The sequence below is a fragment of the Shewanella decolorationis S12 genome (assembly GCF_000485795.1).
GTDB classification, from domain to species: domain Bacteria; phylum Pseudomonadota; class Gammaproteobacteria; order Enterobacterales; family Shewanellaceae; genus Shewanella; species Shewanella decolorationis.
Genome location: NZ_AXZL01000076.1, coordinates 412920 through 430541, shown reverse-complemented (window position 1 = coordinate 430541; position 17622 = coordinate 412920). Strand labels below are relative to the sequence as shown.

The following is a 17622-nucleotide window of genomic DNA, read 5'->3' as shown; positions in this document are numbered from 1 at the left end:
TTTTTCGCGTTAATCTCTCATGCCTTATTTATCAAACCTATTCCAGCGTTAGGATTCTACTTTAACCATGTACCGCACTATCGACCTCATGCCTTTTGGGGTACTCAGAGCTAAAGGAAGATCCAAAGTTTGGCAAACCTCATTGTCGATTCCCTACCTCGGGGGAGACTTTCAACTGGTTATTCATGGTGAGGTTAATGGGCCTTCGGCCAGTCAACGCACAGCCCTCACATTACTTATTGAGCCAAGCGAGATGTTGCGCGATGAAATAGCGACTAAAGTGGTCGAATTTATTCATGCATGTAATATCGTGCCTGTTGAGTTCAAGGTTGATGTTGTCACTGTATGGTCATTGCTCACACCTGAGCTGATTGAGGTTCACACCTGTCACGAGTACGCCTATGGTGAGGGTGAGTTGGGAACTAACGCTATATCAATTGGTTACCTCACTCCTTGGACGAATGAACAATTAATTCAAGTGCCATTTTTAAATGGGAAAATTGGCGTGGTTTATAGCGAGTAAATGTGGGGTATAGCTGTATTGTTTAATGATGTCCTCCCGCTAATGACTACTTAAAAAATAAGCACCTACAAGCATATCTGGGGTGTAGGTGCTTCGAGGGAGAGTTTGAATGGGCCAGCTAGCGAGAGGTCGCGGTTATGGGCTCAGCTAAAAACGCGGCAATCATGCGGTAGGTCGCAAGGCATTCTTCTGTAACCAAATCCTGTAGCAGCATATAGGCGTGGATCATGTCTTCAAATTGATGGTGCTGCACCTGCACGCCAGCCGCCGTTAAGGCGTTGGCATAGGCAATGCCTTCATCCCGCAATGGGTCGCAGCCCGCGGTAAATATCAAGGTGCTGGGCAGTTTGGCGTTGAACTCACCATGTAGTGGGGAAGCTTGTATAACTCGCTCGGCATCCTTAGCCACCTCTTGAAAATACTGTTCGAAGTACCATTGCACCCTAGGAGTTTCGAGCAAGAAACCTGCGCCATTACTCTGATAGGAAGCGCTCGCCATAGTGTAATCCACGCTGGGATACACCAAGATCTGTTTGGCGATGTTAAGCCTGTTGTCGCTCAGGCTACGTTGGCTAAGGCTAGTGCATAGCGCGCCACCGGCACTGTCGCCCATGATGCTGACACCTTGTTGGTATTGCACCTCAGTCAGCACGCCTTGATAGTGGCGCAGGGCGTATTCGCAGTCCTCAAGTCCCGCCGGATAGGGATGTTCGGGTGCGAGGCGATACTCGACACTTATCACCACACACTGAGCGATGCTGGCAAGGTGACGACAGATAGGGTCGTACAGCTCCACACTGCCGCACATATGGCCGCCGCCGTGAAAATGTAACACTACGGGCAGGGCTTTACTGGGCGCAGGGCTGTAAACACGGCAGCCAATTTCCCTGTCGCCATGCTGCGCATCTTTCACTTGCCATGCCTTATCGGCGATATAACTTACCTCAGGTTTAACGCTCATTAGGGCTGCTAGTTTGTTTAAGTTTTCCCGCAGCAGCTGTGGGCTGTATTGAATATTTTGCTGTTTCGCGAGGGCGATATTCTGGTTTGCTAACTCAAGAAAATTCGTCAGCTTTGCTGAAGCGGTACCGCGTGGGGAAACTTGCATGCTTACTCCTTAGCTTGTCCGGTTTCGGGGAGAAAATAGCTGCCAACAAACACAGTGGCGCTTAACAGAGTGATCAGCACAAACGAGGCGAAGTAACTGCCTTGGTTGATATCTACTAGCTTGCCAAATAGCCATAGCACTAAGGTCGAAATCAGATAGCTGATGGACCAAAACAGGCTAAAAATCACCGTGATTTTTTGACTGGTCATCTTAGGTAGCTCGTGGGGAATCGAGACTAAAGCGGTGACGGGTAAAAAGATGCAAAAGCCTAAGACGATGGCGCACAGGGTTTGCAGCCAAGGCGCCGAGCCAAAGGAGAGCCCTAACACAGTCAAGAAAATCAGCAGGCCGCTGAGGCGAATAATCGGTAGGCGCAGGGGCTGTTTACGGCTGTAGAGTATCCCCGCTATGGTGCCGACAATCCCAAAGCCAATGACCCACTTACTCTGGCTGATGCCCGCCAGCGGATAAAAGGTAAATAGGCAAATATAAAAGGATAATAATCCCGAGTAGGTGAGGGCATAGGCCCAGTTAAAGCCGTCTTTTAAGCCATCGAGATAGGAGTATGAATGGGTGTCATCTTGTTGTGCATTGGTTTGATAGCTGGGGGCCTGTTCGAACTTCACCAATAACCACAGTAGCGCCAGTACCAGACTGGCCAAGGAAAACACCAACAGGCTTTGTTGCCAACCGCCGCTGATGGCATTGATGCTCGGCATGCCCCAAAGCACGATAGCCGTGCCCACATTAAAGGCCACAGCGTTTAATCCATTGATCACAGGGCGCTCTTCGGGGGCGAACCAGTGCATCACAATCGGGTTGAAATAGACAATCATAAAGGCGCCGCCCAGCCCCATTAAAAAGCGGCTCACCAGCAGTAACTCATAGTTTGGGGCGTAGGGTGTCATGATGCCCGTGACTATCAATAACGCCGCGACTAAAAACGCATACTTCACCCCAAATTTGAGGGTGAGATAGGCCGCAGCAAAGGTGCCGACAATTTTGGCTAAGGTGACAGCACCGCTCAGTAAACTGGCGGAGGCATAGCTCTCGATATGCATCGAGGCCATGATGTTATTCATACTCGCGGTGCCGCCAACCCATGCCATTGCAAATAAGACGTAACTGGTAAAAACCAAGCCTTCTACGAGATATTTATGGGTAATTTTTATCGGCATAGTTGTTTAAAACCTCGAGTCAATATTGGCCGTAGGTTAGCCGATGGGGGGGGATAAATAAGTACTACCTTAGTGCACCGTGCTGTTATCAAGTGTTTAACAATTTGTTTGTCTAGTGTAGTTTGGCTGGGTGTATACAGGTTGATTGGGGAATATCTTGCTGGCGTGGTTGTCTGTTGATACTTGGTGGATCAGCGTTATATCGATTGCCTATTTGGCTGTGCTGTTTATTGTCGCCCAATGGGGACAAAATCAGGCGATAGATCAATGGCGTAAACGGCCTTGGGTGTACAGTTTGTCCTTGGGGGTGTGTTGCACTTCGTGGGCGTTTTACGGCACGGTTGGGCAAGCGGCTACCACGGGTGCTTGGTTAGCGCCCATCTACATAGGTTCGATAATCTGCCTAGTACTGGCGTGGCCTATGTTGATGCGTACATTGCAGATCATCAAAAGCCAAAACTTGACCTCGATTGCTGACTTTATCGCCTGCCGCTTCGACCGCTCGCCTAAAATCGCCGCCAGTGTTGCCATGGTGTCGCTCTTTGGCACTATTCCCTATATTGCGCTGCAACTGAGGGCGATAAGCACCAGCTTCGATCTTTTAACTGGCACTTTTCAGTCTGGGATCAGCACTGCGTTTATCGTTACTATCGTGTTGATTATCTTTAGTATCTTATTCGGTACACGGCAGCTTTCGGCCAGTAAACAAAATCAAGGCTTGGTACTGGCGATTGCCTTTAGCTCTATCGTTAAGCTGTTTGCGCTCACCACGGTTGGGTTGTTCGCGACTTTCTATGTGTTTGATGGTTTTAGTGATTTGCTCGCTCGGGGTCAGCATTTACCGCCGAGCTCTGAGGGGAATTCACTCTATTTTGTGCTGTCACAAATTCTGCTGGGCGCCATTACCATCTATGCGCTGCCACAGGAATTCCACATGATGATGATTGAAAATCATCATGCCAAAGAGTTAAAAGCCGCCCGTTGGATGGTGCCGCTGTATCTGCTGCTGATTAATGCCTTTGTATTGCCTATCGCGCTTGCGGGACAGATTAGCTTTCCCGGCGGCAGTGTCGATGCCGACACCTACGTGCTGACCTTACCACTCTTCTATCAGCAGGCTTGGCTGGGGGTCTTGGTGTATATTGGCGGCCTTGCGGCGGCAACCGCCATGGTCATTGTGGCGGCGATTGTACTCAGCACCATGATTTCGACCGAGATTTTGACTCCATTGCTGCTGAGATTGCCGAAATTTAGCTCGAAGCAGACGCCGCAGCTCGCTGGGATATTGCTCAATTTACGGCGGATATCGATAGCGGCGATTCTGCTATCGGCCTTTGCCTTCGAGCGTTATATCGATCAGCAGAATCACTTGGCCAGCATTGGCTTATTATCCTTTGTGCTACTGTCGCAGTTCTTTCCCGCCGCCGTAGGGGCGCTCTATTGGCGCCGCGCCACCACTCAAGGTGCCTTTTGGGGCATGTTGATGGGCAGTTTAGTCTGGCTCTATACCTTGCTGCTGCCCGCGACCTTTCCCGATGCAGTTTGGGTCACCCAAGGCTTGTTGAATATTCCATGGTTAGCTCCAACCGCGCTATTTGGCCTGACGGGGCTGGATAATATCAGCCACGGCCTACTGTATAGTTTGCTCGCGAACGTCGGTTGTTTTGTGCTGATTTCGTTGCTGAAAGAGCAGAGCGTGGGGGAAGTGCTTCAGGCCGATGTGTTTGTTAACCGTAAGCAGGTGGCGCTGGAACGGCACCTCTCGGTTGAGGATCTGGCGAGCCTATTACACCGCTTTATCAATAAGGAAGAAGCCGATGCCCTACAGGCTAGGGCGAAAGTGCTTGGTTCTGAATTGCAATTAGCCACACGGCGTGAGGAGCTGGTGGATTACACCCGCCTTAAGTTGTCGGGGGTGCTTGGGTCTGCCTCGACGCGGATGGTGATGAATGCCGCCTCACGCTCGCAGCAGGTACCGCTGGAGGATGTGGTCAGCATAGTCGATGAGGCGAACCAGATCTTCGAGTTTAACCGCGAACTGCTGCAATCTGGAGTCGAAAACATCGAGCAGGGTATTAGCGTGGTCGATGCCGATATGCGCCTGGTTGCATGGAACAAACGTTATATTGAGTTGCTTGATTATCCCAAAGATTTGGTAAAAGCAGGCATACCGATAGAGAAGCTGCTGAGGTTTAATATCGAGCGCGGCATTATTGTGGGTGATGAGGCCCATGAGCTGGTGGAAAAGCGCCTCGCCCATATGCGTAGCGGTAGTCCACATCATTTTCTGCGCACTATGCTCGATGGCAAAGTGCTGGAGATCCGTGGTCAAGCCATGCCTGGTGGTGGCTTTGTCAGTACCTTTACCGATATTACCGACCATATTCAGGCCGAAAAAGCCCTGCAACTGGCTAATGAAACCCTCGAAAAGCGGGTCGAAAGCCGCACAAGGGAACTCGCTAAAGCCAAGGCCGAAGCCGAGGCGGCCAATAGCAGTAAGACGCGTTTTTTAGCTGCGGCGAGCCACGATTTAATGCAGCCCTTTAACGCGCTCACCCTGTTTACCGAGATGCTCAAACAGCGGGTGACGTCGACCGAACTCAAGGATCTGGCCACCCATATTGAAGCCTCCTTAAATGTGGTGGAGAGCCTATTATCCGATCTGGTGGAAATCTCCCGCCTCGATAGCAGCAGCCTTAAAACCGAGCAGAGCCAGTTTGCACTCAACGATTTACTCTCGACCTTAGTGAATGAATTTAAAGTACTTTCTGCGGAGCAGGGCATAGATTTTTCCTATCAGTTTTCCTCCTGCCTAGTGCAGAGTGACCAACGTTTGCTGCGACGGATTATTCAAAACTTCCTCTCCAATGCGTTCCATTATTCCCCAGCTGGCGCGGTGAATCGGCAAACGCCGCTACCACTCAATGCCAGCGTGGCTCTGCCTAAGCTATCACAAGCCGATTTTGTGCCTAAGGTGCTGCTGGGTGTGAGGCGACTCGAACATAGCCTGCTTATCCAAGTGTGGGACAATGGCCCCGGCATACCTCAAGATAAACAGCTGGCGATTTTCGGTGAGTTTGAGCGCCTCGAACAAACGCGGGAGATCCCTGGGCTTGGGCTGGGGCTGGCGATTTGCGATCGCATCGCTAAGTTACTCGGGCTTAAGATTAGTTTGCACTCCGAGGTGGGTAAGGGCACCTGTTTTAGTGTTGAAGTGCCGCGCGTCTTCGCCCAAGCTAAACCCAGTAATCCCAGTAATGTGGTTAAGCTCCGCAGCGAAGAGGAAGGCGTAAACGATAGCTTTAATATCAGCGTGTTAGTTATAGATAACGATGAGTTAATGTTAAAGGCCATCTCCTCATTGCTATTAGGCTGGGGCTGTAATGTACTCTCTGCTCGAGATAAAGCCAGTGCCGAGCAGCAACTGGCGCAGCAGTTGTTGCCGAAGCTTATCATTGCCGATTACCACTTAGATGATGACCAAAATGGCGTCGATCTGGTGCAAAGCTTGCTCACTCATCCTGTGTTTAGCAGCCAGCGGCCGACCTGCATTATCTGCTCGGCAGATCCGTCTGAATCCGTGCGGCAACACACCAGCAGCGCACAGTTCAGTTTTGTGCGTAAACCCGTTAAGGCCACCGCCTTAAAACGATTGATTAAGCAATTGTCCTAAAGGTTATTTGGCTCTGCTCTCGGCACTCAGCATTCGGTGCGTAGGGCTTAATAAATACGGATAAAAAACAGTGGCTTAGTGCCACTGTTTTTCTTTAGGTTTGGATTCTGGAGCCTAGGTTGGTTAGGCGCTGATCGGCGGTTTATCGTTGCTGGTTATCATCAGCTGTTGGAAGACTAAGCCCGCCTGAGTGCGGTTGTAGACTTCGAGTTTGACCAGTATCGCCGACACGTGTTTCTTAACAGTGGTCTCTTTAATATCAAGATCATAGGCGATTTGTTTGTTTAAGCGTCCATTGGCAATGCTGGCCAGCACTGTGTATTGCTGCGGGGTTAATTGTGCCAGTTGCTTCGCTAAACGTTGATGCTCGGCAGCGGTTTGCTGATCGACATTGATATCCGTGTGTTCCGGTAGCCAGACTTCCCCTTCGAGCACAGTAGCAATCGCGGTAGAGATCTGGGTTAAGCTGGCAGATTTGGGGATAAACGCACTGGCGCCAAAATTAATGGCCTTACGAATAATCTCGGGCTGATCATCGGAGGACACCATGATCACCGCGATATCGGGAAAATGATTCTGCAGTAGGGTTAAGCCAGTAAAGCCCTCATTGCCGGGCATATGTAAATCGAGAAAGATCAGTTCAATATCAGGATTATTCTCAACGAGCGTAATTAATTCTTGAAAGTTTTCCGCTTCCAATACTTCCGCTGTATTCACATTTTTGAGAACAGCTTGCGTTAAGGCTGTACGAAATAATGGATGATCATCAGCAATGGCGACTTTTATCTGAGACATAATCCGTTCCCTTTATTTTTTAACCCAGTTTAATCCTATTGGAAATTAATGCTAGATAATATTTAAAGCCGTTAAATTAATAACCGACTCATGGGAGTCGGTTATTATTATGCGTCAATAACATTATATTCTAGAAATTATAGCCAACAGTGAGAGAGATAGTCTCTGGATCGCCATAATAACCAATTAATGTATTGTCACCGCCTAAACCTGGAATATATCCGCCATTACCATCTGGGGTGACGAAGGCATAGTTACCGACCAGATATTCTTCGTTAGTGACGTTTTTCCAATGCAGACCCGCGTGCCAATGGCCGTCGTTGCTGTACCAGTTTAAGCCGAGGTTTAGCAGGCCATAACCGTCTTGGCTCAACAGGTTATTTACTACGGCTAAGTCGTAGTCGCTGCGATAGTAGTAGTTACCGTTGGCTACAAAGCTGCCGATATCCGTGTCGATATTGTAGCTAAATCCGACGTTTGCCGTGGTATCTGGGGTGTTGGTAATAGTGTAAGTGTCGCTGATATCGATGCGGTTTCCATCGGCATCATAGGAGATCACTTCCTCGAAGCTGGCGTCGATTAAGCCCAGAGTCGCAAACAGATTCAATGACTCAGTCGCAGCGTATTCCACTTCGAGTTCTAGACCCGTGGCTGTCGATTTACCAATGTTGCCTAAACGTTGGTTAAGATCGGACGCGTTTTCACCGGGTAATACGGTCACGAACTGTCTGTCTTTATGGTCTAAGTAGAAGGCGGTTGCGTTAACTCGCAGCCTGTCAAACCATTCACTCTTCATACCCAGCTCATAGGAATCAACGACTTCTGGATCTACTGCGGGTTCTGGTCCCGTTGCCCTTGGGTTAAAGGTGCCCGACTTAAAGCCCTGTGAATAGCTGGTAAAGAGCATCATATCGTCGGTGAGTTGGTACTCTAAACCTAAGCGTGGATTGAGTTTCGACCAGGTTTCTTCATCATCTAATACCTTAGGAATACTGGCGTTGATAGCATTTTCATCGCGAACATATCCTGGGATCCAGCCCGTTTCGGGATAAAGCGTCGTAAACATGATGCCGTTATAGACAGTTGCATCCTTCGTTTCGCGGGTATAACGCAAACCGGCGGTCATCGACAATTTATCTGTAATGTCGTAAGTGCCTTGAGCGTAGGCGGCATAGCTTTCACTGTTGTTGCAACCACGAACTTCACGCGTTAGACCACCGTAAGCTTTGTAATATTCATACAGGATGGAATCGAACATCCCGCAGGAATCGCCTTTAAAGTAATAAAGGCCTGACACGAGTTTCAAATTATCGCCGTCGTAGTTAGCTTGGAATTCCTGACTAAATTGCTCGTCATCATAGATAGCAGGAACGTCCAAAATACGCAGACTCGTGTTGTCAAAGTCGATGTTGGTGGGCGAATAGCTCTCACGGGATGAGGTGACGGATTTCAGTGTCCAATCATCGTTCAAGCCGTATTCAATGGTCAGCCCCCAACCTTCGGTTTCTACTTTGTTCCAAGTTGGCATACTGGTGTAAGAGTCGTATTTGCTGTCTGGCACTGGGGCATCGGTCAGGACACTGGGGAGCATACGGTAGCCGCCCTTTGAATTCGACTCATCTTTGGTTTTATCGTAGTTGAGGCGCATAAACAGGTTGTCGGTTGGCGTGTATTCTAAGCTCACACGACCCGCCATAACATCTTTGTTATAATTTTCAGTATCTTGACCTGGTATCGCTGAGGTGATGAAGTCACCATAACCATCGCGATTTAAGCTGGCGAAGGCGCCACCAATATACAGCTTGTCATCAATTAAAGGTAATTGACCCGCTATCTTGTAGTCTTGCTGATTGTAGCTGCCGACGGTGGCATTGAGGTTTAACTCAGCGTCACCGCTCATTTTCTTAGTCACGTATTTGACTGCGCCGCCGATGGTATTTTTACCATAGAGGGTGCCCTGTGGGCCGCGCAGTACTTCGATACGCTGCACATCGAGGATATCGAGCACCGCGCCCTGTGGGCGGGCGATATACACATCGTCGATATAGATACCGACGCCTGGCTCATAGCCCCAGAGCGGATCTTCCTGACCTACACCGCGAATAAAGGCCGTGAGGGTAGAGTTAGTGCCGCGACTGGATTGCAGCGTGGTGTTGGGTGAAAATTGCTGGATTTCAGTCATCACACTGATGCCATTTTCCGCTAAATCGTCAGCACTGACCGAAGTCACTGCAACTGGTACATTTTGCAGGCTCTCAATGGACTTACGGGCGGTGACTTCAATGCGTTCTAAGGTGGCTTGCTTCTCCCCGGTGCTATTTTCATCCTCAGCAACAGCATATTGTGCTGCCAATGCAGATGAGATAGCTAAAGCAATGCAACTCATTTTGATAGTATTCTGTTTCATACAGATTTCCCGTTGTAGTATTTATTTTTTCAAGGTTGGTACTTACTACTATTTTTCTGATTCACATTGACTCTATAGTAATTATTTAAAATTTAAATCGGTACTATAGTAGTATGTGTTTTTAACTCATTGTTTTTATTTTTATACCGATACGTTGAATATCGATACTCAGGGTTTATTTATAATTAAACCCTATATTCCCCAAAGATTGATTATTTCTGGCATGCTGCTGATAGGTGCTTTTAGTAAAAAGTCTCCCGTGTTGCCGCCATTTTTAATATCTGGATTAACGGCAATGCCATGGCCCATGTTATTTATTTCGACTAACGAAATAAGGTTATTGCCACTCGTATCGGACCAAGTGCTAACACTATAGTCGGCATATTGTTCGACTCTTGGTGTTTTATTCGCTTGGGTCAGTGCGACCCACTGGGCCGAGAGTTGTTTGGCATTTTCAGGATTCACCACCACATCGTTTTGCCCAGTCCACACGGTTAAGGCCGGCCAGTGTTGTTGGTTTGGATGCACTTTTTTGGCAAAACTCACCAGTTCTTCAACAGACTCGGCGGGGCCTTTTTTCATGCAGGAAATGGCTTTGGTGAGGTTGTCGGCGCAAGGATAAGGCAGGCCTGCGATCACTGCGCCTGCGGTGAATACATCGGGATAATTCACCAGTGCGGCGCTGGCCATGGCGCCACCGGCGGACAGACCAATCAGATAGACGCGCTTCGCCCCAGATTGGGATTGGGCTTTGGCTATCATGTTTTTCAGCGATAGCATCTCGCCGCTATCCACTTGAGTGTCCTGCGCGGAAAACCAGTTATAACAACGCTTTACATTATTTTCAAAACTCTGTTGTGGCACCAGTAAGCTAAACTTTTTCTCTTGGGCGAGGGCGGTTAAACCGCTATTGTTGGCCAGTTCCACGCCATCCTGCACACAGCCGTGCAGTAACACTACGAGCGCATCTTGGCCTGGGCCTTCGGGCGATAAATAGGAGGCGGTTAACTCACCTGGATTGGCGCCAAATTCGCTAAATGCCTGATATTCACTCTGGGCATAGGCGGGGGTGAATAACAGTGCGCTGAGGCAAGTGGCGATGAGTGTCAATTTGCGCATAGGAGTGCTTCCAAGTTCATGATAGTGAGAACTTGCTGAATTTTACGGCGCCTGACAATGGCACTTTAGTTCCAGAGCATGATGATGCCCTGCGCTCGTTGGTGCTTTTTGATAGATGCCAATAAAGCTAGGGGCAATTACCCATCACAAATGACTTAAGCTCATTTGCGGGAATTGTTACGGCCGTGTTTTCTGTTTCAAACTTCTACACAGATATTTGCAAATCTTTACCTGATATCGACATTTCCTTCGTCTACTGCGCTGAGCTAACTCTATATACTGATTGCACTATTTTTCCTCCCGCAAGATGCACGCTTGCGCCCATTGGCATTGATGGACACCTAGATTCAGATGAAAAAATCCTCAAAGCGTAAACTGATATCGATCTTAAGCGGCTTAGTCATCCTCGGGGGCGGCGCTTATTTTCTGCTGCACAAACCCGAGGCTGCACCAAGTTATGTGACTGAACCCGTTAGGCGCGGCGATATTGAAAACTCGGTGCTCGCCAACGGCATGTTGCAGGCCTCCAAGTTAGTGAGTGTGGGGGCGCAAGTCTCGGGGCAAATTCAGAGCTTGCCTGTGGAGCTTGGCCAAGAGGTGAAGAAGGGCGACCTTATCGCGCAAATCGACAGCCTTGCCCAGCAAAATAACCTGCAAAATGCGCTGGCCTCCCTTAAAAGCATCAATGCCCAGTACCGCGCTAAGCAGGCGCAAATACGTCAGGCAAAACTCGAATATACCCGTCAGCAGCAAATGCTCGCCGATAAAGCTAGCTCCCGCGCAGACTTTGAAGCCGCTGAAGCCACGCTCACGGTTTATCAAGCCGAACTTGAGCAGTTACAGGCGCAAAAACAACAGGCTGAAATTAATGTCGATAGCGCCAGAATCGATTTAGGTTATACCAAGATCACCGCGCCTATGGATGGCACGGTCGTTTACTCTGCAGTTGAAGTAGGTCAAACCGTTAACGCCAATCAAACCACGCCAACCATAGTCGAGATGGCGCAGCTCGATACCATGACGGTCAAGGCGCAGATCTCCGAGGCCGATATCGTCAATGTGCGCCCCGGACAGCCAGTGTATTTCACCATTCTTGGCAGACCTAACCATCCCTATCGCGGCACCTTAAGGGCGATTGAGCCTGGCCCGACGTCAATGGATGGTGACGATAGCAATATGAGTTCCAGCGATTCAGACGCCATTTATTATCATGGCCTGTTCGATGTCGAAAACCCCGACCGTACCCTACGTATTGGCATGACGGCGCAGATCTCGATTGTGCTTGCCAAGTCTGATGATGCGCTGTTAGTGCCATCGCAAGTGCTCAAGGTGAAACCAAGGGATAAAACAGCCTCGTCAGTGGAACGTAAGTCCCGTGGGCCGCAATATCAAGTGCCAGTGCTGGTGGACAACCAAGTGCAATATGTGGATGTGACCGTTGGTATTAATAACAAAATCAATGCTGAAATTCTTTCTGGCTTAAAGGAAGGCGACCAAGTAGTGCTCGGGATGCCCTCGTCTGATGATGGCAGCTCGCGCATGCGTCGTCCGCCTAGCGTGAGGTTTTAAGCGTGAGTAAGCCATTACTGGAAGTCTCAGCTTGCTACCGCAGTTTTCAGGCGGGTGAGCAACAACTGACTGTACTCAAAGATATTAATCTTTCCATCGCCCGTGGTGAGATGGTGGCGATTGTCGGCGCCTCGGGGTCGGGTAAGTCGACCCTGATGAATATCTTGGGCTGTTTAGATAAACCCTCAAAGGGCTCGTACTTTATCGATGGCCAAGATACCTCGCAGATGGATGTGGATGAACTAGCCAAGCTGAGGCGCGAGCATTTTGGCTTTATTTTCCAGCGATATCATTTGCTTGGCGATCTTAATGCCGTGGGTAACGTCGAAGTGCCCGCCGTGTATGCGGGTAAAGATCGCTTAGAGCGTCGGGAGCGGGCGGAAAGTTTGTTATCGAGTTTGGGTTTAGGTGAGCGCCTCGACCATAAGCCGAATCAGCTCAGTGGCGGCCAGCAGCAAAGGGGGAGTGTGGCGCGGGCGCTGATGAATGGCGGCGATGTGATCCTCGCCGACGAACCGACGGGCGCCTTAGATAGTCACAGCGGCGAAGAAATGATGCGTCTGCTGCAGGAGCTGCACCGCGAGGGCCAGACCATCATTATCGTGACCCACGATATGCATGTGGCCCAGCATGCCGACCGTATTATTGAGATTAAGGACGGGGTGATAATCAGCGATGAGCCAAATCCCGCCTCAAATATTGCGGCTGCGCCTAAGACCGAAGTGATCCCTGCCAAGACTAAGGCGCGCGCCCGTGTGGCGGCCTGGGATAGATATGCCGAAGCCCTGAAAATGGCGCTGCTAGCGATGTCGACCCACAGATTGCGCACCTTTTTAACTATGCTGGGGATTATTATCGGTATCGCCTCCGTGGTGTCTGTGGTGGCGCTGGGTGAAGGATCGCAGCGCGAGATCCTAAAGAGTATTAGCTCAATGGGCACCAATACCATAGATATTCGCCCTGGCTCAGGCTTTGGCGATAGGCGCTCGGCAAGGGTGCGAACTCTGACCGCAAGCGATGCCAACGCACTGAAAAACTTACCCTATGTCGATAGCGTCACCCCGAGTATTGGCTCGAGTGCGACTGTGCGTTATGGCAATAAGGCGGTCACGGCGACAGTGAATGGCGTGGGGCCCGAGTTCTTCCGGGTTCGAGGCTATGAGCTCGCCCAAGGGCAGTTTTGGGACGATGACAGTGTTAATGCGTTAGCCCAAGATGCGGTGATCGACGAGAACACCCGTAAACAGCTGTTCCCTAACAGTAGCGGCGCTATGAACTCTGCCATCGGTGAAGTGATCTTCCTCGGGGATTTACCTGTGCGGATTATCGGCGTCACTCAGCCTAAGGAAAGCGCCTTTGGTAACAGCGATGCCCTCAATGTATGGGTGCCATACACTACGGTTTCTGGCCGTATGGTAGGCAAAAAATACTTAGATGGGATTACCGTGCGGCTCGATGAATCCGTGCCGAGCAATGCGGCGGAGCAGGGCATTATTAGCCTGCTGAAGATGCGCCACGGCACCCAGGATTTCTTTACCATTAACACGGATACCATACGCCAGAATATCGAGAAAACTACCGCGACCATGACGCTATTAATCTCGGCTATTGCGGTGATTTCGCTTGTGGTGGGCGGCATTGGGGTAATGAATATCATGTTGGTGTCGGTGACCGAACGCACCCGCGAGATTGGCGTTCGCATGGCAGTCGGGGCGCGCCAGAGCGATATTCTGCGGCAGTTTTTAATTGAGGCCGTGTTGGTTTGTCTGTGCGGCGGCGCGCTTGGGGTGGCCTTGGCCTATTTGATTGGCGTGGTGTTTGCCCAAGCGGGAGGCAGTTTCCAGATGATTTATTCGACGACTTCTATTATTGCCGCCTTCGCCTGCTCTACCTTAATCGGGGTGTTGTTTGGCTTCCTGCCCGCTCGTAATGCGGCGCGTTTAGACCCTGTTGATGCCCTAGCGAGAGAGTAACTGAATGAATAATCGAGTTTTAACGCATCAAAATGAATTAAGCCGCCGTGTCGGTTCAACGCTTAAGTTCAGCGTGATGGCCATCAGCATCGCGTTGCTCTCGGGCTGTGGCGCGCTGATGCGCTCCGACTTTGAGCCGCCTGCTTTACAGGTGCCAGAGCTGTGGCAGCACACGCAAGTAAATGGTCAAGTCAGCCTAGACCCTTGGTGGCAGAAGTTTAATCAACCCGAATTAAATCAGCTGATTAGCCAAGTGCTCAGCAGCAATAATGATTTAACTCTTGCGACCTTAACCTTGCAAAAGGCGCGTTTACAGGCGGGGTTAGCGCGGGATGATTTGTATCCACAGCTCAGCTCCAATAATACGGCGTCGGTGAATAAACCGCTGGAGGGCGGCAGTTCGAGCAAGGCGTACAAGGCAAACCTATCGGTTAGCTATGAGGTGGATCTGTGGGGCAAAGTGTCGGCCAATATCGACCAAGCCCAGTGGACGGCGCTGGCAAGCGTTGAGGATCGAGAGAGCACGGCGCAGAGTCTCGTCGCGACGACGGCGTCGCTCTATTGGCAGATTGGCTATCTGCATCAACGGATTGAACTGAGCAATAAGAGTATTGAACATAGTCGGCAAACGCTGGCGTTAACCCAGCGCCAATATGCCTCGGGCGCTGTAACTGAGCTGAATGTGCTCGAATCCCAACGCAGTTTAGCGGGGCAAGAGGCCTCCCATAGCCAACTGCTACAACAATTGGTTGAAGCCGAAAATGCGCTGGCGATCTTACTCAATCGCGCTCCGGGGCAAGTGGCGGTTGAGATTAAGCAATTGCCGGACAGTGCGGTGCCTGAGATTGCCGTCGGCATTCCCGCCGACTTGGTCGGTCGTCGTCCCGATGTGAAGGCTGCCCTGTATCAATTGCGTTCGTCGCTGGCCAGTAAGGATGCGACCTACGCCAGTTACTTCCCAAGCTTGAGTTTGACCGGCAGCGTGGGGGAGTCGACCTCAGAGCTAAAAGAGCTATTGCGCAATCCCGTGGGGAGTTTAGGCGCGGGCTTAGTGCTGCCTTTTTTGCAATGGAATCAAATGCAAATTAACAATGATATTGCCGATATCGACTACCAAACGGCGATTGTGAATTACCGTAAAACCCTCTACAGCGCCTTCGAGGATGTAGATAACGCCATTTCGGCCAAGCAGCAATACGCCTACCAAGGTGAGAAGCTTGAGCAGCAATTTAGCGCCGCCGCCCAGGCCGAAGCCATTTATGAGAGCCAATATCGCCATGGCGCTATCGGCATTCAAAATTGGATTGATGCACAGGAAAATCGCCGAAGCGCCGAGGCCGCATTGCTGGAGAACCGCTATAACCAATTAACGGCTCAAACGACGCTCTACCAAGCCCTCGGCGGAAGCGATATCGCGCCACCGATAGCGGATAACTAATTGAATCATCAATAAATAAAAAACCGCGGTGCCCTAGGCTATCGCGGTTTTTTTATCTCGCTTTTATCTGAATGCGAGTCGTGATTAGCTGCGCAGAATATGCAGTGGCAGGCTTAACATATCATCGCCGGTGCCCGCTAAGTGCCAGATGATGCCGACTAGGGCGGCAACGGTCACTAAGTACCAAATGGTCGAGAAAATCTGCCCATATCTGTCCAGCGGTAACAGGTGGCTTTGATGGCGGGTACGCCACTCGAACACTATCTCTAAGCTACCGATAAGTAATAGGAAACCGAGCAGGGCGAAGCCCAAGGTATAGCTGATATAGACCCCAAAGGCAGCGCCAATCACGCAAGCGATTAAGCCCATGATGCTGTTCATCGAGAAGCTAATGCTCTTTAAAATATGGCCGCCATCGAGGGGTAAAATCGGCAATAAATTAAACAGGTTAAGTAGCGCGTTAAAGGCCGCAAGACCCGCAAAGAAGATATTGTCCGTCAGGTGGTAAGCGATAAGTGAGCCTACCGACATCAACAGGCCGAAGGTCGGGCCCATAATCGAGATGACCACATCTTGCCAGCGGGTATTAATCTTTTCATCGCTCAGCGCGAGTCCGCCCATAAAGGGGATGAGATATATCCCTTTGGTTTTCATCCCAAAATACTTCATCGCGCGGATATGACCGTATTCGTGGAAGACCAAACAGGCGATAAGCGCCAAGGCAAATTGGAAGGAAAACAGCCAAGAATAGGCCGCCACACTCGCGCCCGCGAGCACCACTTTAATCACTTTGGCACTCTTGAGCAGCTTAAAGCCAAGGGAGGCTAGGCCGACAAAACTGATTTTTTGTGGGTTAGTCACAGGAATTTCAGGTACTTGCCGTTCGATATCCTTTTCGGTACGTGTGCCCTGAGCAATCACTTCCTCATCCACTAATAGTCGATAATCAAATCGAAAGGGTTGCCAAACGACATCGGTCTCGAGCCGTACTTGGATTTTGTGTTCTAAAACCTGTGTTTCGCCGGTATCGCTGGCCAATTGGCTGCGCTGTTGAGTGAGTTCAAATTCATGGACTTTAAGGCCGCCATTTTCGACCGATGCGGCTTTTTGTGAGACTAAGGTATTGTCCCAAAAGAGTTGTTGCCAACCTGCGAGTGAGCCTTCCAAACGCAGCGATTTGCCTAAGCAGTCAATCTTAAGTAGTTCCAATTTAGGGTCCGTTTGTATGTGTATCCGAATAATGCCCAACCAACATCGAGTATTATGGCAAAGTATGAAGATAAATTGCCTTGGGCATACGGCTAAGCCGTGCACGGCAAATTATGCCTGCGAAATAGGGCTGATGATATTAGCTTTTTGGATCATCTTGCTTTTATGCTGTGATTTTTATCGATTTTCTGGTGGTCGCTTCAATCATCTAGGCTGCGGACAATTTCCATCCCTTGGGCCAACGTGGTGAAAGCTAACTTGGCGACGCAGCACTGGCCTATGGCATTGGCGTGCTTTTGTACCCATTTGATAAAGTCGGTAAGTGGCAACTTTTGCTCTTGTTTGAGTAGCTTAGGTAGTTCGCCAATGGGATCTTCATGAATAGTGCTTGGGGTAGCGCGGATCAAGTATTGGTTGCCACTGCTGTCGAGTAACAGATCCGTGTAGACAAATTGGTGCTGGTACAGGCAGGCGAGTTCTAGCCAATCCCGCTGATGGGCTAGGTAAAGGAGTTCGTCATTTTGAGTGAGTTTGACTACCGCAGGCCATTCAATATCGACCATCTTTACTAGAGTCATGCGTAATCCTGTGGACATAGATTCATTTGGTCAACCTCTCATCCTAATTAGC

12 protein-coding genes are annotated in these 17622 nt (G+C 49.9%); 5 read left to right on the top strand and 7 right to left on the bottom strand.

Features of this window, described 5'->3' with window-relative positions:
• Window positions 1-67 precede the first annotated feature (67 nt).
• Window positions 68-523, top strand: coding sequence for a hypothetical protein (locus tag SHD_RS18880; protein WP_023268593.1), 456 nt, complete (start codon window positions 68-70; stop codon window positions 521-523).
• 118 nt (window positions 524-641) lie between these two features.
• Here the strand turns inward: SHD_RS18880 and SHD_RS18875 are convergent, their stop codons facing one another.
• Both SHD_RS18875 and SHD_RS18870 read right to left on the bottom strand, forming a co-directional pair.
• Window positions 642-1631 (bottom strand): alpha/beta hydrolase, encoded by a 990-nt coding sequence (locus tag SHD_RS18875; RefSeq protein WP_023268592.1) that lies wholly within the window; start codon window positions 1629-1631, stop codon window positions 642-644.
• A gap of 2 nt (window positions 1632-1633) precedes the next feature.
• Window positions 1634-2809: an MFS transporter gene (locus SHD_RS18870; protein WP_023268591.1), complete on the bottom strand. Its 1176-nt coding sequence runs from the start codon at window positions 2807-2809 to the stop codon at window positions 1634-1636.
• A 145-nt stretch (window positions 2810-2954) separates the two neighbouring features.
• Between SHD_RS18870 and SHD_RS18865 the strand changes: the two genes are divergently transcribed.
• Entirely contained in the window at window positions 2955-6482 is a 3528-nt protein-coding gene (locus tag SHD_RS18865) for a PAS domain-containing hybrid sensor histidine kinase/response regulator (protein WP_023268590.1), read from the top strand.
• Between the two features lie 123 nt (window positions 6483-6605).
• Here SHD_RS18865 and SHD_RS18860 read toward each other — a convergent pair whose 3' ends face one another.
• From SHD_RS18860 to SHD_RS18850, 3 genes are all read right to left on the bottom strand, one after another.
• Entirely contained in the window at window positions 6606-7277 is a 672-nt protein-coding gene (locus SHD_RS18860) for a response regulator transcription factor (RefSeq protein ID WP_011718251.1), read from the bottom strand.
• Between the two features lie 130 nt (window positions 7278-7407).
• On the bottom strand, window positions 7408-9684 hold the full coding sequence (locus tag SHD_RS18855) for a TonB-dependent receptor (RefSeq protein WP_023268589.1): 2277 nt from the start codon (window positions 9682-9684) through the stop codon (window positions 7408-7410).
• A 192-nt stretch (window positions 9685-9876) separates the two neighbouring features.
• Complete coding sequence (locus SHD_RS18850) at window positions 9877-10803, bottom strand: extracellular catalytic domain type 1 short-chain-length polyhydroxyalkanoate depolymerase (protein WP_023268588.1); 927 nt, start codon at window positions 10801-10803, stop codon at window positions 9877-9879.
• A gap of 351 nt (window positions 10804-11154) precedes the next feature.
• Here SHD_RS18850 and SHD_RS18845 point away from each other — a divergent pair, with 351 nt between their 5' ends.
• Genes SHD_RS18845 through SHD_RS18835 form a run of 3 tightly spaced genes read left to right on the top strand, consistent with a single transcriptional unit; the run spans window position 11155 to window position 15783 of the window.
• A complete protein-coding gene (locus SHD_RS18845) occupies window positions 11155-12372 on the top strand; it encodes an efflux RND transporter periplasmic adaptor subunit (RefSeq protein WP_023268587.1) in 1218 nt (405 codons plus the stop codon).
• A gap of 2 nt (window positions 12373-12374) precedes the next feature.
• Entirely contained in the window at window positions 12375-14345 is a 1971-nt protein-coding gene (locus tag SHD_RS18840) for a MacB family efflux pump subunit (RefSeq protein WP_023268586.1), read from the top strand.
• A gap of 4 nt (window positions 14346-14349) precedes the next feature.
• Complete coding sequence (locus tag SHD_RS18835; protein ID WP_023268585.1) at window positions 14350-15783, top strand: efflux transporter outer membrane subunit; 1434 nt, start codon at window positions 14350-14352, stop codon at window positions 15781-15783.
• An 84-nt stretch (window positions 15784-15867) separates the two neighbouring features.
• On the opposite strand, the gene SHD_RS18830 is transcribed toward SHD_RS18835, so the two are convergent.
• Window positions 15868-16992 carry a site-2 protease family protein gene (locus tag SHD_RS18830; protein ID WP_023268584.1) on the bottom strand — a complete coding sequence of 375 codons (1125 nt, stop codon included), beginning with the start codon at window positions 16990-16992 and terminating at the stop codon, window positions 15868-15870.
• A 200-nt stretch (window positions 16993-17192) separates the two neighbouring features.
• The gene (locus tag SHD_RS18825; RefSeq protein WP_039978712.1) at window positions 17193-17570 is read right to left on the bottom strand and encodes a DUF4144 domain-containing protein; all 378 of its coding nucleotides are present in this window, start codon (window positions 17568-17570) and stop codon (window positions 17193-17195) included.
• Window positions 17571-17622 lie beyond the last annotated feature (52 nt).